This window comes from Streptomyces sp. NBC_00212, assembly GCF_045206365.1.
GTDB lineage: Bacteria > Actinomycetota > Actinomycetes > Streptomycetales > Streptomycetaceae > Streptomyces.
Map to the genome: position 1 here is coordinate 5,048,079 of NZ_CP108115.1, position 23,168 is coordinate 5,071,246.

The following is a 23,168-nucleotide window of genomic DNA, read 5'->3' on the forward strand; positions in this document are numbered from 1 at the left end:
TGAGGACCAAAGTCCTTGCATCTCCCTGCCGTAAGTCCCGGCCTGTGTTGTCTACTGGGGCGCGTGGCTCAGAACATCACGATCATTCAGCAGATAGGCCTTTCCGTCCTCGCTGCGGCGAGTGTCGCCTGGGTCGTCGGCCTGGTCCGCATCCTGCGCCGGGAGCGCGCCGACCGGGCCGAGTGGCATGCGCTGCGCACCCTGCGCGCGGTGGGCCGGCAGGCCGGGCCGCCCGCCCGGGAGAAGGTGGCGCTCACCGAGGCGGAGCGGGCCGCCTTCGCGGGCCTGATCCGCCAGCTCGACCCGCGCAGCTCCTGACGCGTGCGCGTGAGGTGAGCGTACGGCCGTGAGGTGAGGGCTCGCGGGCCCTACGGGACCTGGGCAGCGGCCCTCAACTCACGTGTGCGCGGCGCTCCATGGCGGCTCTGGCGGCCCGCTCGGTCGCGTACACCTCGCACATGTGGCGGCCGTCCGGGGTCGCCGTGTGCTCGACCTCCCACAGGCTGAGCTCGCCGCCGTCGAGCAGCAGGAACGCGTGCTCGTACAGCGTGAACGCGGCATCCCGGCCGGGCGTGCGGCAGTGGCTGCCGAAGGCCTGGGTGATCCGGTGCGCGTGTGCGGCCCGCAGCCTGAGCGCGGTGCGCTCGCCGGGCCGGTCCGGGTTCTCGGCGCGGCGAAGCAGCCGGCGCGCGTGGTCCGCGGAGTCGTCCGGGGCGTACGGGTGGGGGCGCCCGGCGGCCGGGCGGTCCTGCCCGGCGAGGAAGTCGGGGCCGAAGCCGGCCTCCCAGCCGTCCTCGAAGCCCTGGAGCGGGTCGACGGCGCCGCCCCCGTACGCGCCCAACTCGGCCTCCAGCACGCCGAATTCGTCGTCCGGGTGGGTGGCCTCGTGGGGCAGGGCCCGGCGGCGCAGCCGGGCGGCGGCGATGCGGGCGTCCTCCTCGGCCGCGTACACCTCGTGCGCGTACTCGCGGCCGTCGTGGTGGGCGAGCTCCCACAGGGTGACGGTGGTGCCGTCCAGGAGCAGATAGCAGTGCCGGTACGTCTCGCGGCTCAGGCGGTGGCCGCCGGGGCCCGCCGCCGATGTGTGGAGCGAGGAGTGCAGCGAAGTGGTGTGCGCCATCGCCAGGGCGAGGCGCTCGACGAGCTCGTCCGGCAGGTCGAAGGAGTTCAGGGCCCGCCCCAGGAGTGCGGCCAGTTGTTCCTGGGCCGAGTCGTCGCCGGGGCCGCGCTCGCCGTCGAGCGGGTGGGGCACATGGAGCACCAAGGCTTCTCCTGGCCGTCGCTGTTGGTCACGTAGAAGGTGCTCAACGTAGCCCCTGAGGGCGGATCGCGCAGCGGGCATGGCCGAAACTTTTCCGGCCGGCACCCCGCAAAAGGGTTACCGGCCGGTCAAGTCTGTTGTGGAGAAAGGGAGTTGGTCAGGAGGCGCTGTCCGCCGTCCACTGCGACCACGGCATGTTCCAGCCGTTGAGGCCGTTGTCCGGGGCGATGGTCTTGTCCGGCGAGCCCTTCACGACGACCACGTCACCGATGATGCTGTGGTCGAACATCCACTTGGCCGGAGTGTCGCCTGCGGCGCCCTTCACGTCCTTCATGCCGACGCACCCGTGGCTGGTGCCGTCGTTGCCGAACACCGACGGGTCGCCCCAGTAGTTGCCGTGGATGAAGGTGCCCGAGGTGGACAGGCGCATCGCGTGCGGCACGTCCTTGATGTCGTACTCGCCGCCGAAGCCCACGCTGTCACCGTTCATGCGGGTCTGCGTGAACTTCTCGGAGATCACCATCTGCCCGTTGTAGGTGGGGTGTTCGGAGCTTCCGGTCGACACCGGAATCGTCTTGATGGTCTTGCCGTCCTCCTGGACGGTCATCTCCTGCGTCTTCACGTCGACCGTGGAGACCTGGTTGCGGCCGATGGTGAAGGTGACTTCCTTCGACTGCACGCCGTAGACGCCCTTGGCGCCCTCGACCTTGTCCAGGTTGATCTTCATGGTGACCTTGGAGCCGGCCTTCCAGTACTCCTCGGGCCGGAAGTCCAGGCGCTGGGAGTTGAACCAGTGCCCGACGACCTGCTGCCCGCTGCTGCTGGTCACCGTGATGTGCGAGAGGACGTCCTTCTTGTTGGTGATCTCCTTGTTGAAGTCGAAGGACACCGGCATGCCGACGCCGACCGTGGAGCCGTCCTCGGGGGTGTAGTTGGCGACGAAGCTGTCCTTGGCCGAAACGGTGGAGAACTGCGAGTTCTCCGTCGCGGCCCGGCCCTTGTCGTCCTTGCCGTTGGCGGCGATCTTGTACTGGGTGCCGCGCTCGACCTTGCCGGTCGGCTTCCAGGAAAGACCGTCGGCGGCGAGCGTGCCGGGCACGGCCTTGCCACCCTGCACCTCGGTCATCGTCACGTCGGAGAGCTTGCCGCCCTCGGCCTTGACGGTGACGTCGTTGATGGAGGCGTTGGTGGAGCCGTTCTTCGCCGAGATGGTGATCTTCAGCGTGGAGGCGTCCTTGGCGGCCGAGGCGTCCGCGCCCTTGCCGTTCTTGGCGTCGTCGCTCGCCTTGGCGTCGCCGCCGCAGGCGGTCAGCGCGAGCGCGCCGACCAGGAGGCCCGCCGCTCCCGCGATGAGCCGGACCCGGGGCCGGGCAAACGGACGCGCGGGGCGCGGGGTGCTGCTGAACTGCTGAGGCTGCGCTGCGTTGTCCGACGCCGGCGGTGTCACGGGCTGCTCCATGTCTGCGTGGTGTACTGCGAAATGAATCCAGTACGGACATAGAGAACCCAAATGGCCCAATGGTTGCGAGAATCGATGGTGACGGAGGTCACAATCGAGAGCCTCTCGGCCCTCAACTCCCGTATAGATCCCCATAAGAGGGGAAAGTTCCCCCCGGCCCCTCGACGCTCCCGGCGGCCCGCACGCCCCGCACGATCGCCCGCGCGACGACGTCGGCCCCCGCGGCGAGAATGTGGTTCAACTCCTCGGGACTGAGAGCCTTGTCCGTCCCGTCCGGCCCGGAATCATGCGATCCGGTGGCGAGGGCGAAGATCGTGTCCCCGTCGTGCATCAGGTGTACGGGGCGAACGGCGCGGGCCAGCCCGTCGTGGGAGGTCCCGGCGAGCTTCTGCGCCTGCGGCCGGGTCAGCCGGGCGTCGGTGGCGACGACGGCGAGGGTGGTGTTGAGGGGCGGCATCTCGACACGGGCGGCGGCGAGCCGGGCCTGGGCGGCCAAGTGCCTTTCGGAAGTGGGTAGTTGGGATGGCTGGCTCTCCCCGTACTCCCCATACAGGGCGCCGTTGTGGGGATCGACGGGGGAGCCGACGGCGTTGACGACGGCGAGGGCGGCCACCGTCACCCCGGAGGCGAGGGTGACGCTGGCGGTGCCGACGCCGCCCTTGAGGCCGCCGACCACCGCGCCGGTCCCGGCCCCCACGTTCCCCTCCGTGACCTCCGTCCCGGCCGCCTCGACGGCCGCCCGGCCCACTGCCGCGTCGGGCCTGGCCCGCCAGTCGCCGCCGCGCCCCAGGTCGAACAGGCAGGCAGCGGGCACGACCGGGACCACCTGGTGCGGCTCGGGCCCCACCCGAACGCCCCGCTGTCGCTCCTCCAGCCAGGCCATCACCCCGGCCGCCGCGTCGAGCCCGTACGCGCTGCCGCCGGTCAGCACGACGGCGTCGATGCGCTCGACGACGTTCTTCGGATCCAGGGCGTCGGTCTCCCGGGTGCCGGGGCCGCCCCCGCGCACCTCGACCGCGGCGACCGCGCCGCCGGGCGGGGCGAGCACGACGGTCGTGCCGCTCAGGGCGTTCGGTCCGGCCACGGCCGCGTGCCCGACCAGGAACCCGGCCACATCGGTGAGGGAATTGTTCATGACCCACATCCCACCACGGCAGTTGGGCCGAGGCGGGCGGAGTGGGGACACAGGCTCCCGCTTCTCAGAGCTTTGGCCCCAGGTAGGTCCCGCCCGAGGCGTCGAGGACGTGCCCGGTGATCCAGCGCGCGTCTTCAGAGGCGAGGAAGGCGACCGGGTCCGCGATGTCGGCGGGCTGCCCGATCCACGGCAGCGCCTGAGCCTGCGTCATCCGCGCCTCCATCTCGGGCGAGGACCGGAAGAAGGCACGGGTCCGGTCGGTCTCGGTCGGCCCCGGCGCGACCAGGTTGACCGTGATCCGCCGAGCCCCCACCTCGTTGGCGAGGGTCCGGGTGTACGTCTCCATCGCGCCCTTCGTCATCGTGTACGCCAACTCGCCCTCCAGCGCGATGCGGGTCACGGCGGAGCCGATGTTGATGATGCGGCCGCCGTCGCGCAGGGTCGGCAGCAGGCGCTGGGCGAGGAAGAACGGGGCGCGTACGTTGACCGCGAAGAGCCGGTCGAAGAGATCGGGGGTCGTCTCCGCGTACGCCAGGTGCTGCCCGGTGACGGCGGCGTTGTTGACGAGGATGTCGAGGAACTCCTCACCGGTGTGGGCGCGCAGCCCGCTGCGGACGGCGTCGGCGAGCTGCTCGACGCCGTCGAGGGTGGTGAGGTCGGCGCCGACGGCGAAGGCGCGGCCGCCGGCCGCGACGATGGCGTCGACGGTTTCCTGGGCGGCGGGCCCGTCGGTGCCGTAGTGGACGGCGACGAGGGCGCCTTCGGCGGCGAGCCGCTGGGCGATGCCGCGCCCGATGCCGCGGGAGGCGCCGGTGACGAGGGCGGTCTTGTTGGCGAGGGCGGCGGTGGTGCGGGCCTGCTGGTGCTGCGACATGGTGTGCTCCCTGTTCCGACCCTGCGGGCGGCGAGCCCGGCGGGGGTTTGCGCCGGGGGCGGCTCCCTCCGACACCGCCGACTCTGAGCGCGCCCGCTCACGGGGTGCGCACGGGGCGCTGACGGGGTGGGGGTGGGGTGGTGAGGGGGGCGGGGCTGGGCGAGGGGGGCTGGTTGGGTGCGGGTGCGGGTCGGGGGTGGCTGGTCGCGCAGTTCCCCGCGCCCCTGTAGGGCGCTCAGTACCGCTGGTCGCGCCCACGCGGCGGAGCCGCACAATGACACAGCCCCGCGCCCCTAGCAGCGTGGACCCTGGCCAGGACCAGCATCTTTAGCCCGTCCGGCGTTTGAGGACGAGCGCCCTTCAGGCGCGAACGGGGTCTGGGGTGGAGCCCCAGGAAACCTGGCTTCCGTTCCGCTACCCCCGGCGGGTTTCGGGAAGGGGCGGGGTGGGGCATCCCGGGGTCTGGGGCGGAGCCCCGGGTCAGCTTGGCGGGCAGGCGGCCAGGGCCGTGCGGGCCGCCGCCAGCGCCGCAGGGGTGCCGGCCCGCCGAGCCGCCGCCAGCGCCCGCTCGAAGTCGACCCGGGCGGACACCAACTGCCCGGCTCCGCGCAGCAGTTCCGCCCGTTCACGCAACAGGTCCGCGATGTCCTCCCAGCACTCCAGCTCCTCGAAGAGAGCCAGCGCCTCATCGGCGCACGCGAGCGCCGACCCTGTGTCGCCGAGAGCCCCCGACACCCCGGCAAGGCCGGTGAGCGTCGTCGCCGTCCCCCAGCGTTCGCCGAGCGAGCGAAACGCCGCGAGCGCCGCCGACAGGTCGAGGGCGGCCTCCTCCATCCGGCCGTGGAAGAGGTGCAGATGCCCCGACCCCGCCCGCGCGAGCGCCCGGGACCAGGGGTCGGCCCCCGCTAGCTCCGGCCGCTCGGCCCCCGCGGACGGCCCCGCCGAGATCGCCCAGAGGAACGCCGTGAACGGCTGCCGGAACGGCCGGTCCCGCTCGGCGACGATCCGCGCAGCCCGCGCCCGGTCCGCATCCGGAACCATCCCGCCCGCCCCCGCCGCGAGCACGCACAACACGTACGCCTCGTCGAAGTCGGGGGACCTCTCCAGTGAGCCCGGTAGCGCGCCCGGTGCGTCGCCGCCCAGCACCGCCAGCAACTCGGCCGCGACGGGCGCCACATCGGCCCGCAGGCCCCGCAGCCACCAGAACGAGGAGAGCGCGGTCAGCAGGCGCAGGGCGGACGGGCGGTCGTCGCGGGTGGCCCGCAGCAGAGCCGCCCGCAGGTTCGCGTGCTCCGCCGAGAGCCGCTCCAGCCAGCGGAGCTGGTCCGCCGAACGGAGCTCGGGGTCGGCTGCCTCGGCGAGTTCAAGGAAGTAAGCGGTGTGAGCCGTGCCCACCAACTCCCTTGAAGACGAAGGGAGTTGCTCGGACGCGTAAGCCCGGATCGTCTCCAGCATGCGGTACCGACCCGCCCCCGCCTCCACGAGCGACTTGTCGGTGAGGGAGGCAAGGAGGTCCTCCGCGTCGGGGCCCGCGCCGCAGACCCGCCCGGCGGCCTCCGCCGTGGCGCCGCCCGCGAAGACGGTCAGCCGCGCCGCGAACTCCCGCTCATCGTCGCTGAGCAGCGACCAGCTCCACTCGACCACCGCCCGCAGCGTGCGGTGCCGCTCCGGCTTGGTGCGGTCGCCGCGCGACAGGAGGCGGAACCGGTCGTCGAGCCGGTCCGCGATCTCCGCGAGCGAGAGCTGCCTCAGCCGGGCGGCGGCCAGCTCGATGGCCAGCGGAAGCCCGTCGAGAGAGCTACAAATAGCTTGAACAGTCGGGCAGTTGGGCTGACCGAGCGCGAAGTCGGGGCGTACGGCGACCGCCCGGTCCGTGAAGAGACGTACGGCCGCATCCGCATCCAGCGGGCCGACCGGACGCAGCGACTCGCCCGTGATGCCCAGGGCCTCGCGGCTGGTGGCCAGGACGCGCAGGCCGGGGCAGTGGGACAGTAGGTGGTGGGTGAGGGCGGCGGCGTCCTCGATGATCTGCTCGCAGTTGTCGAGGACCAGCAGCACGGCACGGTCCCGCAGGGCCTCGACGAGCGCCGCTTCGGGATCGTCGGCGCCGCTGTCGCGCAGGCCGAGGGCGCCGCGTACGGCCAGGGCGGTCCGGGGCGCGGCGGACAGGTCGACGAAGCACACCTCGCCGGGCAGGCGCGCGGCCGCCTCCAGGGCGAGCCGCGTCTTGCCGGTCCCGCCCGTGCCGATCAGCGTGACGAGTCGCGACGCCCCCAACAGGGCGATCAGCGCGGCCAGTTCACTGTCCCGGCCGACGAAGGAGGTGAGCTGGGCGGGCAGCCGCGACGCGGGGGCGGGCCGGGCCTCCTCGCCGCGCAGGATCGACAGGTGCACCGCCGCCAGTTCGGGGGACGGGTCCGCGCCGAGCTCCTCGGCAAGGAGCGTACGAGCCGTCTCGTACTCGGCGAGCGCCTCCGCGGCCCGCCCGCAGCGCCGCAGCGCCCGCATCAACTGGCCGCGCAGCCGCTCGCGCAGCGGGTGCGCGGCCACCGCCTCGCGCAGCCGGGGCAGGAGCTCGGACGGGTCGCCGCCGAGGGAGAGTTCGGCCTCGGCGAGCTCCTCGACGGCGCCCGCGCGCAACTCCTCCAGGCGTGCGCTCTGCGCGGCGGCGTAAGGAGCGTGGGCCACATCGACGAGCGCCGGTCCGCGCCACAGCCCCAGCGCCTCGCGCAGCAGCACGGCCGCGCGCCCGGGGTCGCCGGCCTCGCGGATGCGCGCGCCCTCCCTGGCCAGCCGCTCGAAGCGGAGTACGTCCACGTCCTCGGGGTCGGCCACGAGGCGGTAGCCGGCCGGCCCGTACTCGATGTCGACGCTCTTGCGCAGCCGGGACACCTGCGACTGAAGCGCGCCCGAGGCCCCGGCGGGCGGCTCGTCCCCGTAGAGCGCGTCCACGAGCCGCTCGGCGGGGACGGTGTGCCCGGCGTTCAGCACGAGGAAGGCGAGCAGTGAGCGCAGCCGGGGCCCTGCGGGGGCGGTTTCGGCACCGGATATGCCCATCGGGCCGAGCAGGAGGTAGCGCATGCGGCCGATTCTCGCGCAGCCCCTTGCGGGGTGAGGCGCGGGCTCCCCTGGGCTGCGCCCCGAACCCCCTGTGCCCTTCGGGTTGCGGGCCGTGTGCCCCCGGACGAATCCCCACCCCGCCCCTTCCCGAGACCCTCCGGGGGAGTTCGCCCGGCCGCGGCCCGGTGGTGCTTGCTCGCGCAGTTCCCCGCGCCCCTGGCGGGTCGGTGCTGGCCCGCACCAGGGCATTTCAGCCCGTCCGGCGTTTGAGGACGAGCGCCCTTCAGGCGCGAACGGGGTCTGGGGCGGAGCCCCAGGGGTCCAGCTCAGCCCATCCACACCCCCGGAGGGTCTCGGGAAGGGGCGGGGTGGGGAAAAGGCCCCCGGGTCAAGCCCCGGCAGGGGTCCGCTCCGCCCGGCGGCGGTTCAGCGTCCAGCCGACCGCGACCGTCACCGCCGCCACCGCCCCCGCGAGCGGCACCGCCGCGTGCCCCGCGAACGTACACCCCAAAATCACCAACGCCGAGACAGGCAAGGTCAGTTGCTGCGCCGCGCCCCGCTTGAAGTGGCGGGAGTGCAACGCCCACACCGTCAGCATGAACAGCGCCGCCGGCACCGTCACCGCGGAGGCCGCCGCGATCGCCGAGATGTGCGCCTTGCCGACGGTCTGCTCGATCGCCACCTCCATCCCCGCCCCGATCGCCGCCGCCGACGCGAGCACCACGTAATGCCCGTAACCCCACACGAAACCCTGCCGGTTGGAGGACAGGTGGTCGTGGATGGGCGCCGCGAAGTAGATCCACCACGCGGCGAACACGATGAGCAGCCCGCCCGCCGCGAGCGGCAGCAGATCGCCGAGCTCGTCGTGCTCGTCGAGGGCCTCCTGCACGGCGATGGTGGCGGCCGACACGGTCTCGCCGAGCACGATCAGCGTGAACAGGCCGTACCGCTCGGCGATGTGGTGCGGATGCCAGCTGGTGGTGTGGTGGCGTTCGGCGAGCATGGGGACGGACAGTTCGGCGAGGGCGAGCAGCGGGAACACCCAGGTGCGGGCGGAGTCCGGGACGAACAGCATGCCGACCCAGCCGAGCTGGCACACCACGAGCCCGGCCGCGTACCGCAGACACACCTGGCGTTCGGCCGGGTCCTGGCAGCTCACGGCGGCCCGCAGCCACTGGCTCGTCAGCGCGAGCCGCATCACGATGTAGCCGATCACGCTGATCGTGAAGTCACCGTCGTCGAACGCGCGCGGCACGCCCGCCGCCAGGATCAGCACGCCGGTGATCTGCACGAGCGTCACGACCCGGTACAGCGCGTCGTCGGTGTCGTACGCCGAGGCGAACCACGTGAAGTTCATCCACGCCCACCAGATCGCGAAGAACACGGCTGCGTACCCGGCGAGCCCCGTGCCCACATGGCCCTCCGCGAGCGCGTGGACGAGGCGGGCGCCGGCCTGGGCGACGGCGACCACGAAACAGAGGTCGAAGAAGAGTTCAAGCGGGGTCGAGGCGCGGTGCTCCTCGTGGCGGCTGCGTGCGGTCATGCGTGGCATGCGCACAGCACACCAGACGGCCGGGCGCGCTAGGCGGCCAACACTTCAGGGCGTACGGATTCGTACCGGTTCAGCACAAGGCGGGCGAGGAGCGGGTGGTCGGCGATCGGCGCGGACACGGCGTGCACGCCGGGGGTCGCGTCGAGGGCGCGGGTGAAGCGGCCGGGCGCGAGGAGGTGGGCGGCGACGGTGATCCGCCGGTGGCCCGCGTTCTCCAGCTGCGCCACGCGCTCGGGGACGGTGGGGGACGCGGCGCCGCAGTACGCGTCGAGTACGGGGATGTCGGGGTGCGCGGCGCTCAACTCCCCTACAACGGCGCGGGTTCCGTCGTTCCCGTGCGGGCGGGTCGAACCGGCTCCCGCGACCACGACGGCGTCCCCGGGGCCGCCGGCCGCGAGCAGCCGCTCGTGCACGGCGCGGGCGACGTCGGGCTCTCCCGCGAGCCCGTCGGTGACGGTGCAGCGGAAGCGGCGGGCGACGGCGGGGATGTCCACGTGACGGTGGAAGCCGTCGCCGAGCAGGAGGGGCACGACGGTGGCGCCCGGGTTCCCGGCGAGGACATCGGAGAGCGACGGCCGCTGTCCGTCCAGATGCCCTACGAGAGCGGGCACGCCCAGCGTCCGTACGAGGCGGCCGACGGTGGTGGCCGCCTCGGGGGCGGCGCTGCCGTGCACGGCGACGACCAGCATATTCGCGACCTCCCGTCGCGGGGGGAGTGGGTGCCGGGGTGGTGTCGTGGCACCCCGGCGCTCTTCACGCTAACGCGGCGGGCGCCGAATGCGACCCCGCCAAAGTCCCGTCCCGGGGGGACCTATTCCCCACCCCGCCCCTTCCCGAGACCCTCCGGGGGTGTGGATGGGCTGAGCTGGACTCCTGGGGCTCCGCCCCAGACCCCGTTCGCGCCTGAAGGGCGCTCGTCCTCAAACGCCGGACGGGCTGAAGATGCCGGTGCCGATCAGGACCAATCCCGCCAGGGGCGCGGGGCTGTGACATATGCGGCTCCGCCGCGTGGGCGCGACCAGCCACGCACGACCCGCAGGTCGAAGGCGGGTTTAGGGGCGCGGGGAACTGCGCAAAGAACCACGCACGGTCCGAGGCCGAAAAGGGGTTGGGGGCGCGGGGAACGCCGCAGACGGCCCCGTACGGTCCGCAAGCCGAACGGAAGCGGCGCCTCCACAATGACCCAGCTCCATCGCGCCAAATTGGCCTGTTCATAGGGCTGTTCAAGATCGTAAGGTCAGCGCATGACCCAGGAAACGACCTCCCAGGCCTCCCAGATCGCCCCGCCGTTCCCGCCCGTGCTCACGCGTCGCGGCGACGCCGAGACCTGCGCGGACCCCAGCAGCGTCATGACGCTGCTCGCCGACTCGGACCGTACGGCCGACGGCTTCACCACCTACCGGTCCACCTTCGCCAAGGGGGCCGTCGGGGCGCCCGCCCACTTCCACACCAAGGCGACCGAGCTGTTCTTCGTGATCAGCGGGTCCCTCCAGGTGCTGGTGGGCGAGGAGGTCACCGTCCTGGAGGCCGGCGACTTCCTGGCCGTGCCGCCGCACACCCCGCACGCCTTCGCCGCCGCGCCCGGCTGCGAGGCCGACGTCCTGTTCGTGTTCACCCCGGGCATGGGCCGCTTCGACTACCTGCGCCTGCTCGGCCGGGTCATGCGCGGCGAGGCCGACCCGAAGGAGATCGCCGAGTCCGCCGAGCGGTTCGACAACCACTACTGCGACAGCCCCGCCTGGCGCGCCGCCCTGGAGGCGTCCGCGTGATCGACGCCGCGACCCACGTCCGGGTGGCCCGGCCCTCGCGGGACCTCGCCGCCGCCGAACACTTCTACATCGACGGCCTCGGCCTCGACGTCCTGTGGCGCACCACCGAGCGCTTCTCCGGTGAGCACGACCTCCTGATGGTCGGCCCGGCCGGCGGCTCCTGGCACTTCGAGCTGACCAACGACCCCGAGCACCCGCTTGAGCCGACCCCGACGGTGGAAGACCTGTTCGTGGTCTACCTCGGCGCCCCCGTGGACGAGGCCCTGGTCGACCGCCTCGTCGCGGCCGGCGGAACCCGCGTCACCGCGCACAACCCGTACTGGGACGAGTACGGCGTCACCGTCGCCGACCCGGACGGCTACCGCCTGGTGCTGTGCTCCCGCACCTGGGGCTGAGCGACGCCCGGCCTACCGTGCGTCCCTGACCGTTCAACCGCTCAACCGCTCATCCCGGGCCAGCGGTGGTCCCACGGGTGGCCCAACTCGGCATGTACGTAAGCGAGTTCAACCCACTCGGCGGCCAGCTCCGGGGCGCCGATTTCAGCGGCCTCGATCCCGAGCGTCTTGACCCGGGCGCACGCGGGGCAGGTCTTCGGGTCGACTCGGCCGGGCCGCGGTTTCGTGAAGTCCGCGACGTCCCATGCGGCTGGGTCCAGCATGCTGCCCCCTCCCGAGCGCAGACCGCGCTCAGCACTCGTCTTCGCGCTCGTGGGGGTGCTGCCGGATGGTGTCGGTGGCTTGGGTTACGTCTGCGGTGTTGCCTGCCATGTGCGCGCGTGCGCGGGCAGTGCTGGCCGCCGCGCAGGTGCCGCAGCCGGGGTGAGGTACGGGTTCGAGCTGAGGCGCATGCCTCGCTGGAGATGTCATGGGTTCCAGCCGCCTTTGCAGTCCTTGCAGTCCGGTCAGTGCTGCCTTGAGTACGTCAGGGGTCGGTGGGGCGTAGGGGCCCCGCGAGACCCAGTCCGGGGCGAGCCGCCAGAAGCCGCCTTCTGCATCGAGTGGCATGGTTCGTTCCCCTCTGTAGCGAAAGCGCTACCAAGGGTGTTCAGCGTGGGCCACACTTGGGCAGCATTCAACCTGTTGGAATGGAACGAAGGGTTGGTGAACTGCCCTTGAACCGCAAGGACTTGAATCCGGATGCGTCTCCGCAGGCGGCCTACGGGGCGCGCCTGCGCAGTTTGCGGGAGGCGCGTGGCTGGACTCAGGACGACCTGGCCGAGCGCACGGACTATTCCAGCGTGCACATCTCGGCAGTTGAAACTGGGCGCAAGCCTCCAACCCTCCGCTTCTCGCGTAGCGCGGACCGGGCGCTCGGCACAGAGGGCACCGCCGAGGCGTTCGAGCTGCAATACCGCGAGATCAAGCACGGCGGCCTGCTGGAGGGGTTCCCGCAGTACGTGGAGCAGGAGGGCCGGGCGGTGGAGATCCGGCTGTACCAAATCGGGATCGTGCCGGGACTTCTCCAGACTGCGGAGTACACGCGGGTGCTGGCCTATAGTGCCGTTCGGCGGGGTGCCATCACACCCGAACAGGCCGATGAGCGCGTCTCGTTCATCGCGAGGCGCCAAGCAGCGCTGGTGCGGTCACGCCCGCCCGCGATGCTGGTGGTGATGGACGAGAGCTGCATCCGCAGGCCGATCGGCGGACCCGAGGTCATGGACGCTCAGCTCGACCGGCTGGTGGAGTTCGCCGCGCTGCCGAACACCGTGCTCCAGATCGCCCCGTACGCCATGGGGGAGCGCCGCCCGTTCGATCTCCCGGTGAACCTGCTGACGTTGGCGGACCTGTCCGTGACCGCGTACGCGGAGTCCCAGATGCGGGGCCACTTCGACCGGGACACGGCCACCGTGCTTCCCCTGCTGGCGGCCTACCATCAGCTACAGGCCGAAGCGCTGCCGCAGGCGGCGTCGGTGGACCTGATCAACGAGGCACGAAAGGGCACCCCGTGACCACGACCGACTCCCTCCACTGGATCAAGTCTTCGTACAGCAACAATGGCGGCGATTGCGTCGAGGTGGCCACCAACCTCGCCGCCTCGCACCGCGTGGCCGTCCGGGACAGCAAGAACCCCCACGGACCCACCCTCATACTCACGGCGGCCGCGTTTACCGGGCTCATCGAGTTCGCCAAGCGCGCCGACGTGTAGCGGCATCCGTACCTGTGATCGGGCAGGCAGGAAGGGGCACCCCGTGACAACCGAACCCAACCTCCGCTGGTTCAAGTCCAGTTACAGCGACAATGGCGGCCAGTGCATCGAGGTGTGTGCCTGGACCAAGTCTTCGTACAGCGACAACGGCGGCAACTGCGTCGAGGTCGCCACCAACCTCACCGACTCGCACCCCGTGGCCGTCCGGGACAGCAAGAACCCCGGCGGACCTATCCTCATACTCGCGCCGCAGGCCTTCGCCGGGCTCGTCGAGTTCGCCAAGCGCGCCGACGACGCGTAGCGGGCACCGTACGAGCTGAAGCCCCGCCCCTTCGCAGCCGCGGGGCTTCCTGCCGCTCCGGCGGCGCCCCCGGAGCGGCTGTTTCCGGCCGCCCTCGCCCCGCGCGGGGTGTTTCCCTCGCGGCCGGGGCGGCGGCCGCGCACAGTGGTCCGTATGACGACACCCGCAGAGCTGCTCCGCGACTTCGCCCGCACCCGTGCCTCGCTCGACGGCGAGGAGGTCACCTACTGGTGGTCCGGAGACGTGTACTCCTGGGCCCCCGACGAGCCCTACCAGCGCCTCTTCGGCTTCGAGGGGATCAACGTCGCCCGGCTCGTCCGGGATGAGGAGGCCGGGCCAAACGCGTATCAACTGCTCACCCGCGAGGCAGCGTTCTACCTCGACCCCGTCACTCGCGCGATCCTGGAAACCTGGCAGGACCTGCCCGTGGTGCACATCTGGAACGACCCGGCGAACCAGAAGTGGCGGCCCTTCCCGATCCCGACGACCGAGCTCGGCGGACAGGTCTGCTTCAGTCTTGAGATCCCGCTCGCCTATCCGTCGCCGCTGCCGGTGGCCCAGTACCCCCGCCACTCGGCCGGCGACACGTACAAGGCGCTGGAGCTCTTCCAGTTCTTCGCCGACCGCGCCGACCTGGCCGGATCGGCGCCCAGCGTCCCGGCCAGTATGTCGTGGACCCGGATGTCCCCGTGGCTGCCCTGGATGGCCCGGGGCCAGCGGCCCGGCGGCCTCACCTTCCACTGCCGGGGCCGCAAGCTCGGCTCGTACGCCGAGGTCCCCGAGCGTACGCGCGCCTACATAGCCGATCGCCATCCCGAGTTCGCCCAGGCCCCCGAGAAGTGGAGCGAGCCGAACGAGACCAGCTGGACCTACTTCCGCAAGCTCAACCCGCCGGCCTAGCCGGTCCCCGAAGCGGGTCCAAGTGCCCGGTCCCGAGGGCCGCAAAGCCCTGGTGGGGAGGGCTTTTTCGGCGGCACGGGCGGGCTGGGGCGGTCTAGCGTCGAAGGGGTAGACCCCCAGCGATGGGGTAGATCCCCCAGCCCCGGAGCGAAGCCATGCCGCACCCCGCGACGCAGAACCTCGTGCTGATCGGCCACGGCATGGTCGGCCACCGCCTCCTGGAGGCGCTCGCCGAGCGAGGGGCCCTGGCGGCGCCCGGCGCACCCGGCTGGCACGTCACCGTACTCGCCGAGGAAGACGTCCCCGCCTACGACCGCGTACATCTGTCGTCCGCCTTCACGGGAGCCACGACGGAGCAACTCGCCCTGACTGATGGGGAGTTCATGCGGCGGCACGGCATCGACCTGCGGCTCGGCGACCCCGCCGAAGTCGTCGACCCGGCCGCCCGCACCGTCACCACCACCTCCGGCGCGGTCGTCACGTACGACGCGCTCGTGCTCGCCACCGGCTCCTACCCCTTCGTGCCGCCCATCCCCGGCGCCGACGCCACCGGCTGCTTCACCTACCGCACGCTCTACGACGTCGAACAGCTCACCCAGTACGTCCGCGAAGGCGCCCGCACCGGTGTCGTCATCGGCGGCGGGCTGCTCGGCCTGGAGGCGGCCGGCGCGCTGCGCACCCTCGGGCTCCAGACGCACGTCGTCGAGTTCGCGCCCCGCCTCATGCCGCTCCAGGTCGACGACGGGGGCGCGGCCGCCCTGCGCACCACCATCGAGTCGATGGGCGTCGCCGTGCACACCGGCGTCGGCGCGCACGAGGTCGAGCTGGACGACGCCGGACGGGTCCGCGAGCTGCGGCTCAGCGACGGGCGGCACATCGGCGCCGACGTCGTGGTCTTCTCCGCCGGAGTGCGGCCCCGCGACCGGCTCGCCCGCGAGTGCGGGCTCGCCGTCGGCGACCGGGGCGGCGTCGCCGTCGACGCCCACTGCCGCACCACTGACCCGTACATCTACGCCATCGGCGAATGCGCCCAGAGCGTCGACGGGCGGGTCTACGGCCTGGTCGCGCCCGGCTACCAGATGGCCGAGACCGTCGCCGAGCGCCTCGCGGGCGACGGCGCCCTCACCTTCACCGGCGCCGACACCTCCACCAAACTCAAGCTGATGGGCGCCGACGTCGCCTCCTTCGGCGACCCCTTCGCCACCTCGGAGACCGGCGCCGTCGAGGTGCTGTTCTCCGACGGCCGCGAAGGCGTCTACAAGAAGCTCCTGCTCGGGCCCGACGGGCGCCTCCTCGGCGGCATCCTCGTCGGCGACGCCGACGCGTACGGCTCGCTCAAGCCGCACACCGGACACCAACTCCCTGGCCCTGCCGAGGCGTTCATCGCCCCCAACGGCGGCGAGACGCCCGGCGCCGACACCCTGCCCGACGACGCCGTCGTCTGCTCCTGCCACAACGTCACCAAGGGGGACGTGCGCGGCGCCGTCGCCGAGCACGGGCTCACCGACATCGGCGGCATCAAGCGGTGCACCAAGGCCGGCACAGGCTGCGGCGGCTGCATCGGGTCGCTCCAGGCCGTCCTCGACGCCGAGCTCGCCGCCGCCGGCCACGCCAAGGCGCGCGGACTCTGCGAACACTTCGAGCTGTCGCGGTCCGAGATCTACGCCCTCGTGAAGGACCAACACATCAGGTCTTTCAGGGAGTTGATGGAGCGTCATGGGGTGGGAGGGGAAGGGTGTGCTGTTTGTAAGCCCGTCGTCGGGAATGTGCTGGGCACGCTCGCGCCCGAGCTCGGCCTCCGGCACGTCCTCGACGGGGAGCAGGCCACCCTCCAGGACTCCAACGACCTCTTCCTCGCCAACCTCCAAAAGGACGGCACGTACTCCGTCATCCCGCGCGTCCCCGGCGGCGAGGTCACCCCCGAGCAGGTCATCGCGCTCGGCGAGGCCGCCCGCGACTACGGGCTCTACACCAAGATCACCGGCGCCCAGCGCATCGGCCTCTTCGGCGCCCGCGCCGACCAGCTCCCCGACATCTGGCGCCGCCTGGGCACGGCAGGCTTCGAGTCCGGGCAGGCGTACGGAAAGTCGCTGCGCGCCGTCAAATCCTGTGTGGGCGCCCGGTTCTGCCGGTTCGGGCAGGGCGACTCCATCCAGCTCGCCATCGACCTGGAACAGCGTTACAGAGGCCTGCGCACCCCGCACAAGTTCAAGGGCGGCGTCTCCGGCTGCCTGCGCGAATGCGCCGAGGCGCGCGGCAAGGACATCGGCGTCATCGCCACCGCCTGCGGCTGGAACCTGTACGTCTGCGGCAATGGCGGCGCCAACCCCCGCCACGCCGACCTCCTCGCCTCCGACCTGTCCACCGCCGACCTCTTCAAGACCGTCGACAGGTTCCTCATGTACTACGTGCGCACCGCCGAACGCCTGGAGCGCACCGCCGCCTGGATCGAGCGCATCGACGGCGGACTCGACCACCTCAAGGACGTCCTCCTCGCCGACTCCCTCGGGATCTGCGCCGAGCTCGAAGCCCAGATGGACCGCCACGTCGCCGCCTACCGGGACGAATGGCAGGCCGTCCTCGCCGACCCCGCCGCCCTCGACCGCTTCGGCCGCGTCGACTTCGGCGCCGTCGACGACCTGGAACCCGGCCGCGGCCGCCCCGCCCAGCTCCCCGACGGCACCGAGGCCGCCCTGTTCAAGTCCCGTACGGGTCAGGTGTACGCGCTGTCCAACCGCGACCCGTTCTCCGGCGCCGACGTCATCGCGGGCGGCATCATGGGCAGCCGCGACGGCATCCCCGTCGTCACCTCGCCCATGCACAAGCAGGACTTCGACCTGCGCACCGGGCAGTGCCTCGACGACCCGGACGTCAGCCTGCCCGTCGTCGACCTCGCCGACATGCCCGCCACCCGGTTCTAGAAGCCCGGCGGCCTTTGTCTGCGGGGGCCGGACGGCAGTCCCCTCGGGGACCTACGGCCGCCCGCAGTCGTGGCATTCGCCTCTCGCCCCCACCCCAGCCGGAGGCGCAACGTGGATATGTCAGGACTCGTCTCAACCCCCTGGGAAGCACCATGAGTTCCGCGCTCCAGCCGTCCCCCCGGCCAACCGCCGGCCCCGACGCCACCGTCACGTACGACGACGCCACCGTCACGTACGACCCGGAGAACTACCGGCCCGGCCGCACCATCACCGAATGGGAACCGGAGAACGAGGTCTTCTGGCGCTCGGTCGGCCGGAAGGTCGCCAACCGGAACCTGTGGATCGCCGTCCCCGCCCTGCTCGTCGCCTTCGTGGTCTGGCAGGTGTGGTCCGTCACCGCGACGAACCTCAAGGACGTCGGCTTCTCCTTCTCCACCTCGCAGCTGTTCTGGCTCACCGCCATCCCCGGCCTGACCGGCGGCACGGCCCGCATCCTCTACACCTTCCTCGGCCCGATGATCGGCCAGCGCCGCTTCACCGCACTGTCGACGGTGATCCTCATCGTCCCGCTGATCTGGCTCGGCATCGCCATCCAGGACACCTCCACCCCGTACGGCGTCATGGTGATCATCGCCGCGCTGTGCGGCATCGGCGGCGCCAACTTCGCCTCCTCGCTCGCCAACATCGGCTTCTTCTTCCCGAAGAAGGAGAAGGGCAACGCCACCGGCATCAACGGCGGCCTCGGCAACCTCGGCGTCTCCGTCGTCCAGCTGCTCACCCCGATCGTCATCACCTTCTCGACCATCGCGATCGGCACCGCCCAGCACAAGAAGGACGGCACCCCCGTCTACCTGCAGAACGCCGCGTTCCTCTGGGTCCCGGTCCTGATCGTGCTCGCCCTGATCGCCTGGTTCGGCCAGAACGACCTGAAGGTCGCCTCCACCCCCTTCAGCCGTCAGAAGATCATCTTCAAGCGCAAGCACAACTGGCTGATGACCTGGCTCTACGTCGGCACCTTCGGCTCCTTCATCGGCTTCGCCGCCGCCCTGCCGCTGCTGATCAAGACGACCTTTCCCGCCTACTCGGTCGCCACCTACGCCTGGATGGGCCCGGCGCTCGGCGCACTGGCCCGCTGGGCCGGCGGCTGGATCGCCGACAAGCTCGGCGGCGCGAAGGTCACCATCATCTCGTTCGTCGGCATGGCCCTCGCGATCATCGGCGTCATCAACTTCCTTCCGGCGGGCGGCGATTCGGGCAACTTCTACGGGTTCTTCGGCTGCTTCCTGGCCGCGTTCTTCTTCTCCGGGGTCGGCAACGGCTCGACCTTCCGGCAGATCCCGGTGATCTTCCGCAACCAGCACCTGAAGGGCCTGAGCGAGGGCACCCCCGAGTACGCCAAGGCGCTCAAGCAGGCCGAGATGGAGGCGGGCGCCGTCACCGGCTTCACCTCCGCGATCGCCGCCTACGGCTTCTTCTTCATCCCGGCGATGTTCGCCAACTTCGCGGTGACCAGCGCGATGTGGGGCTTCGTGGCCTTCTACGTCAGCTGCATCGTGGTGGCGTGGTGGTTCTACGCCCGCAAGAGCGCGGAGGCGCCCAGCTAGGGCAGGCCCCAGGTCGCATCCGCTGCCGTGAAGGAGGCCCGCGCATGCTGCGCGGGCCTCCTTCACGTTTTTCCCGGAGGCGTTCGGTGGAATGCCTGGTGGAATTTCCGGCGGAATGGCCGGTGAATTCTTGTGAATGCGTTCACAAGCGAACTATGGGCCAAAGTCCCGACGGAATGCGCAGGTCAGGGGTGCTGTCTAGAAATGATGGAGGGGGAGAAGGGGGCTTTCGGCCCGGATCTGGTGACCTATGCCGCCGCAATTGATCGATCAAAAGGAGTGGAATGGAAGCAGTCGAAGAGCTTCGGCTCAACGGCACGAAGTACGACGTCAACGGTGATTCGGAAGGGTGCCTGCCATGACTGCGACTCCTGCAGAGGCAACGAGGAACGGCGGAGCCTGGGACGGCTTCAAGGGCGGACTCTGGCGCGACGCCATCGACGTCCGCGACTTCGTCCAGCAGAACTACACGCCCTACGAAGGCGACGCCGACTTCCTCACCGGCCCCACCCAGCGCACCACCACCGTATGGAACAAGCTCCTGTCGATGTTCCCCCAGGAAATCGAGCAGGGCATCCACGACGTGGACGTGAAGACGCCCTCCCGCATCGACGCCTTCAAGCCCGGCTACATCGACGGCGACGCCAAGAACCACAGCGACCTCATCGTCGGCCTCCAGACCGACGCCGCCCTCAAGCGCGCCATCATGCCCAACGGCGGCTGGCGCATGGTCGAAGGCGCCCTCAACGCCTACGGCTACGAAGCCGACCCCGACGTACGCGACGTCTACACCCACCTCCGCAAGACCCACAACGAAGGCGTCTTCGACGCCTACACCCCCGAAATCCGCGCCTGCCGCTCCTCCGGCATCATCACCGGCCTCCCCGACGCCTACGGACGCGGCCGCATCATCGGCGACTACCGTCGCGTCGCCCTCTACGGCGTCGACCGCCTCATCGCCGCCAAGGAAGCCGACAAGACCCGCCTCGGCGAGGACTGGGCCACCGAAACCGTCATCCGCGACCGCGAAGAGGTCTCCGAGCAGATCAAGGCCCTGAACGAACTCAAGGCCATGGCCCTCTCCTACGGCTACGACATCTCCGGCCCCGCCACCACCGGCCGCGAAGCCCTCCAGTGGCTGTACTTCGCCTACCTCGCCGCCGTGAAGGAGCAGAACGGCGCCGCCATGTCGATCGGCCGCATCGACAACTTCCTCGACATCTACCTCCAGCGCGACATCGAAACCGGCCTCATCACCGAGGAACAGGCCCAGGAATTCATCGACGACTTCGTCATCAAGCTCCGCATCGTCCGCTTCCTGCGCACCCCCGAATACAACGAGCTGTACTCCGGCGACCCCACCTGGGTCACCTGGTCCATGGCCGGCATCGGCGAGGACGGCCGCCCCCTCGTCTCCCGCACCACCTTCCGCGCCCTGCAGACCCTCTACAACCTCGGCCCCGCCCCCGAGCCCAACCTCACCGTCTTCTGGGACCGCGAACTCCCCGCAGGATTCAAGGACTTCGCCGCCAAGGCCGCCATCGACACCTCGGCCATCCAGTTCGAGTCCGACGAGCTGATGCGCCCCAAGTACGGCGACGACACCGCCATCGCCTGCTGCGTCTCCGCCATGGCCGTCGGCAAGCAGATGCAGTTCTTCGGCGCCCGCGTCAACGTCGCCAAGGCACTGCTCTACGCCATCAACGGCGGCCGCGACGAGAAGACCGGCAAGCTGGTCGTCGAGGGCTTCGCACCCGTCGACGGCGAGTACCTCGACTACGAGACCGTCGCCGCCCGGTACGACGCCATGCTGGACTGGCTCGCCAAGACGTACGTCCACGCCCTCAACGTCATCCACTACATGCACGACAAGTACGCCTACGAGCGCATCGAAATGGCGCTCCACGACCAGCAGATCCTGCGCACCATGGCCTGCGGCATCGCCGGCCTCTCGGTCGCCGCCGACTCGCTGTCCGCCATCAAGCACGCCAAGGTCAAGGTCGTCCGCGACGAGACCGGCCTCGCCGTCGACTACGAGATCGAGGGCGACTACCCCGCCTACGGCAACAACGACGACCGCGCGGACGCCCTCGCCACCCGGATCGTGCACGACTTCATGGAGAAGGTCCGCAAGCACCCCACCTACCGCGACGCCGTCCACACCCAGTCCGTGCTGACCATCACCTCCAACGTCGTCTACGGCAAGAAGACCGGCAACACCCCCGACGGCCGCCGCGCCGGCACCCCCTTCGCGCCCGGCGCCAACCCCATGAACGGCCGCGACGAGCACGGCTACATCGCCTCCGCCCTCTCCGTCGCCAAGCTGCCCTACGACGACGCCGAGGACGGCATTTCGCTGACCAACACCATCACGCCGGACGCCCTCGGCCGCACCCCCAAGGAGCGCATCGACAACCTCTCCGGCGTCCTCGACGGCTTCATCGCCAGCAACGGCTTCCACATGAACGTCAACGTCCTCGACAAGGCCACCCTGGAAGACGCCATGCACCACCCGGAGAACTACCCCCAGCTCACCATCCGGGTCTCCGGCTACGCGGTGAACTTCGTCCGCCTCACACGGGAGCAGCAGCTGGACGTCATCAACCGGACGTTCCATGGGGCGCTTTGAGGGGTGAGGGTCTGGGCTCCGGGGGGTGGGGCCCCCTCCCCCCCCACCCCCCTCGCCCACCCCCCTCGCCCACCCACCCCGCCCCACCCGCCCCCACCCCTCCCCGCACTCCACCCCCAGGAAGGTCCCTGCCATGGCCGTTCTGCTCAGCCCCGAGTTCCCCGTCGGCCGGCCGGCCCGCGTCGGCGGGGATGAGGACGCCACGACGCTCGCCGGGGCGGCCACCCGGCGGCCGATCGTCGGCTCGGTGCACTCCTGGGACCTGTCGACCGGCGTCGACGGTCCGGGCACGCGCTTCGTCACCTTTGTCTCGGGCTGCCCGCTGACCTGCCTGTACTGCCACAACCCCGACACCTGGCGGATGCGCAACGGCAAGCGCACCACCGCGGACGACGTGGTCGCCGAGGCCGCGAAGTACACGACGTTCATCCGCGCGGCGGGCGGCGGCGCCACGGTGAGCGGCGGCGAACCGCTGCTCCAGCCCGTCTTCGCCGGTGAGCTGCTGCACCGCTACAAGCACGAGCTGGGTCTGCACACCGCCCTGGACACCTCCGGTTTCCTCGGCACCCGGGCCACCGACGCGCTGCTGCGCGACGTGGACCTGGTGCTGCTCGACATCAAGTCCTGGGACCGTGAGACGTACAGGAAGGTCACGGGCCGGCCGTTGCAGCCGACGCTGGATTTCGCCCGTCGTCTCGCGGACCTCGGCAAGGAGGTCCATGTCCGCTTCGTTCTGGTGCCGGGTCTGACCGACGGCCCCGCCAACATCGAGGGCGTCGCCTCCTTCGCCGCCTCCCTCGGCAATGTGTCCCGCGTCGACGTCCTCCCGTTCCACAAGCTGGGCGAGGGCAAGTGGCAGGCCCTCGGCATGAACTTCACCCTCCACGACACCCCGTCCCCCACGGCCGACCGGGTGGCGGCGGCCCGGGAGGCCTTCACCGCGCACGGGTTGTACGCGGTCTGAAGCGGTCGCGGCATGCGTGGCTGCGTCCGAGTGAACCTCTGTGATCGCCTGGCTCGTCGCGGTGGTGGACGGGGAACCCCAGTGGTGACGCTTCGGGCCCTGTGCGCCGTTCCGGCGTCACCAAGCGACCGCGACGAGAGGTTCCGGGTGTCAACCGAAGAGAACAAGAAGCTGGTACGCCGCTTCTACCAGGAGATCGACGCGGGCAACATCGATGCCTTGGACGAGCTCGTGGTCGAGGACTACCAGGACCATTCGCCGCCGCCCTTTCCCGGGTTCGGACCGGGTCGTGAGGGGCTCAAGGAGGCGTTCCGTCTGTTCTGGGAGGCCACGCCCGGCACCCACACGATCGAGGACCAGATCGCGGAGGGCGACAAGGTCGTGACCCGGCTGACGGCTCGTGGAGTCCAGGAGGGGGACCTCCCGGGCATTCCGCGCACCGGCAAGCAGATGGAGATGACGGCGGTGGTGATCCATCGCATCGAGAACGGGCGGCTGGCCGAAAAGTGGTCGGAGAAGGACCTCCTTCGCCTTCTTCAGGAACTTGATGTCGTGCCGACGCCCGACGGGGCGGTGGGCTAGCGAGTGCGGTTG

20 protein-coding genes are annotated in these 23,168 nt (G+C 70.9%); 12 read left to right on the forward strand and 8 right to left on the reverse strand.

Annotated features, from left to right (window positions below; all coding sequences use genetic code 11):
• Nucleotides 1-63 precede the first annotated feature (63 nt).
• Nucleotides 64-318 (forward strand): hypothetical protein, encoded by a 255-nt coding sequence (locus OHA17_RS23240; protein WP_053727266.1) that lies wholly within the window; start codon nt 64-66, stop codon nt 316-318.
• 73 nt (nt 319-391) lie between these two features.
• Here OHA17_RS23240 and OHA17_RS23245 read toward each other — a convergent pair whose 3' ends face one another.
• The 7 genes from OHA17_RS23245 to OHA17_RS23275 form a co-directional block, all read right to left on the reverse strand.
• Complete coding sequence (locus OHA17_RS23245) at nt 392-1,252, reverse strand: DUF6227 family protein (protein WP_406510791.1); 861 nt, start codon at nt 1,250-1,252, stop codon at nt 392-394.
• A gap of 166 nt (nt 1,253-1,418) precedes the next feature.
• Complete coding sequence (locus tag OHA17_RS23250; RefSeq protein WP_406508204.1) at nt 1,419-2,720, reverse strand: Ig-like domain-containing protein; 1,302 nt, start codon at nt 2,718-2,720, stop codon at nt 1,419-1,421.
• A gap of 112 nt (nt 2,721-2,832) precedes the next feature.
• Complete coding sequence (locus tag OHA17_RS23255) at nt 2,833-3,855, reverse strand: P1 family peptidase (RefSeq protein ID WP_406508205.1); 1,023 nt, start codon at nt 3,853-3,855, stop codon at nt 2,833-2,835.
• A gap of 64 nt (nt 3,856-3,919) precedes the next feature.
• On the reverse strand, nt 3,920-4,729 hold the full coding sequence (locus tag OHA17_RS23260; protein ID WP_406508206.1) for an SDR family oxidoreductase: 810 nt from the start codon (nt 4,727-4,729) through the stop codon (nt 3,920-3,922).
• Nucleotides 4,730-5,209: 480 nt separating this feature from the next.
• Nucleotides 5,210-7,810: a BTAD domain-containing putative transcriptional regulator gene (locus tag OHA17_RS23265; protein WP_406508207.1), complete on the reverse strand. Its 2,601-nt coding sequence runs from the start codon at nt 7,808-7,810 to the stop codon at nt 5,210-5,212.
• 367 nt (nt 7,811-8,177) lie between these two features.
• The gene (locus OHA17_RS23270; RefSeq protein ID WP_406508208.1) at nt 8,178-9,341 is read right to left on the reverse strand and encodes a low temperature requirement protein A; all 1,164 of its coding nucleotides are present in this window, start codon (nt 9,339-9,341) and stop codon (nt 8,178-8,180) included.
• A gap of 29 nt (nt 9,342-9,370) precedes the next feature.
• A complete protein-coding gene (locus tag OHA17_RS23275) occupies nt 9,371-10,030 on the reverse strand; it encodes a sirohydrochlorin chelatase (RefSeq protein WP_406508209.1) in 660 nt (219 codons plus the stop codon).
• A gap of 555 nt (nt 10,031-10,585) precedes the next feature.
• Between OHA17_RS23275 and OHA17_RS23280 the strand changes: the two genes are divergently transcribed.
• Nucleotides 10,586-11,110 (forward strand): cupin domain-containing protein, encoded by a 525-nt coding sequence (locus tag OHA17_RS23280; RefSeq protein ID WP_398876043.1) that lies wholly within the window; start codon nt 10,586-10,588, stop codon nt 11,108-11,110.
• Nucleotides 11,107-11,505, forward strand: a complete 399-nt coding sequence (locus OHA17_RS23285; RefSeq protein WP_406508210.1) for a VOC family protein — start codon at nt 11,107-11,109, stop codon at nt 11,503-11,505. The genes OHA17_RS23280 and OHA17_RS23285 overlap by 4 nt, the downstream gene beginning before the upstream one ends.
• A 41-nt stretch (nt 11,506-11,546) precedes the next feature.
• Here OHA17_RS23285 and OHA17_RS23290 read toward each other — a convergent pair whose 3' ends face one another.
• A complete protein-coding gene (locus tag OHA17_RS23290; RefSeq protein ID WP_406508211.1) occupies nt 11,547-11,768 on the reverse strand; it encodes a hypothetical protein in 222 nt (73 codons plus the stop codon).
• Between the two features lie 426 nt (nt 11,769-12,194).
• On the opposite strand from OHA17_RS23290, the gene OHA17_RS23295 reads away from it, so the two are divergent.
• The 9 genes from OHA17_RS23295 (at nt 12,195) to OHA17_RS23335 (ending at nt 23,156) form a co-directional block, all read left to right on the forward strand.
• Entirely contained in the window at nt 12,195-13,058 is an 864-nt protein-coding gene (locus OHA17_RS23295) for a Scr1 family TA system antitoxin-like transcriptional regulator (RefSeq protein WP_406508212.1), read from the forward strand.
• On the forward strand, nt 13,055-13,255 hold the full coding sequence (locus OHA17_RS23300; RefSeq protein ID WP_406508213.1) for a DUF397 domain-containing protein: 201 nt from the start codon (nt 13,055-13,057) through the stop codon (nt 13,253-13,255). Before OHA17_RS23295 ends, OHA17_RS23300 begins: the two co-directional genes overlap by 4 nt.
• A gap of 43 nt (nt 13,256-13,298) precedes the next feature.
• Entirely contained in the window at nt 13,299-13,556 is a 258-nt protein-coding gene (locus OHA17_RS23305) for a DUF397 domain-containing protein (protein ID WP_406508214.1), read from the forward strand.
• A 153-nt stretch (nt 13,557-13,709) separates the two neighbouring features.
• Nucleotides 13,710-14,456: a DUF1838 family protein gene (locus tag OHA17_RS23310; RefSeq protein ID WP_406508215.1), complete on the forward strand. Its 747-nt coding sequence runs from the start codon at nt 13,710-13,712 to the stop codon at nt 14,454-14,456.
• A gap of 155 nt (nt 14,457-14,611) precedes the next feature.
• Complete coding sequence (nirB, locus tag OHA17_RS23315) at nt 14,612-17,377, forward strand: nitrite reductase large subunit NirB (RefSeq protein WP_406508216.1); 2,766 nt, start codon at nt 14,612-14,614, stop codon at nt 17,375-17,377.
• 152 nt (nt 17,378-17,529) lie between these two features.
• Nucleotides 17,530-18,981, forward strand: coding sequence for a NarK family nitrate/nitrite MFS transporter (locus OHA17_RS23320; protein WP_406508217.1), 1,452 nt, complete (start codon nt 17,530-17,532; stop codon nt 18,979-18,981).
• Between the two features lie 358 nt (nt 18,982-19,339).
• Nucleotides 19,340-21,610 carry a formate C-acetyltransferase gene (gene pflB / locus OHA17_RS23325; protein ID WP_406508218.1) on the forward strand — a complete coding sequence of 757 codons (2,271 nt, stop codon included), beginning with the start codon at nt 19,340-19,342 and terminating at the stop codon, nt 21,608-21,610.
• Between the two features lie 133 nt (nt 21,611-21,743).
• Nucleotides 21,744-22,574, forward strand: a complete 831-nt coding sequence (gene pflA / locus OHA17_RS23330; RefSeq protein WP_406508219.1) for a pyruvate formate-lyase-activating protein — start codon at nt 21,744-21,746, stop codon at nt 22,572-22,574.
• Nucleotides 22,575-22,721: 147 nt separating this feature from the next.
• Nucleotides 22,722-23,156 (forward strand): ester cyclase, encoded by a 435-nt coding sequence (locus OHA17_RS23335; RefSeq protein WP_406508220.1) that lies wholly within the window; start codon nt 22,722-22,724, stop codon nt 23,154-23,156.
• Nucleotides 23,157-23,168: the final 12 nt, after the last annotated feature.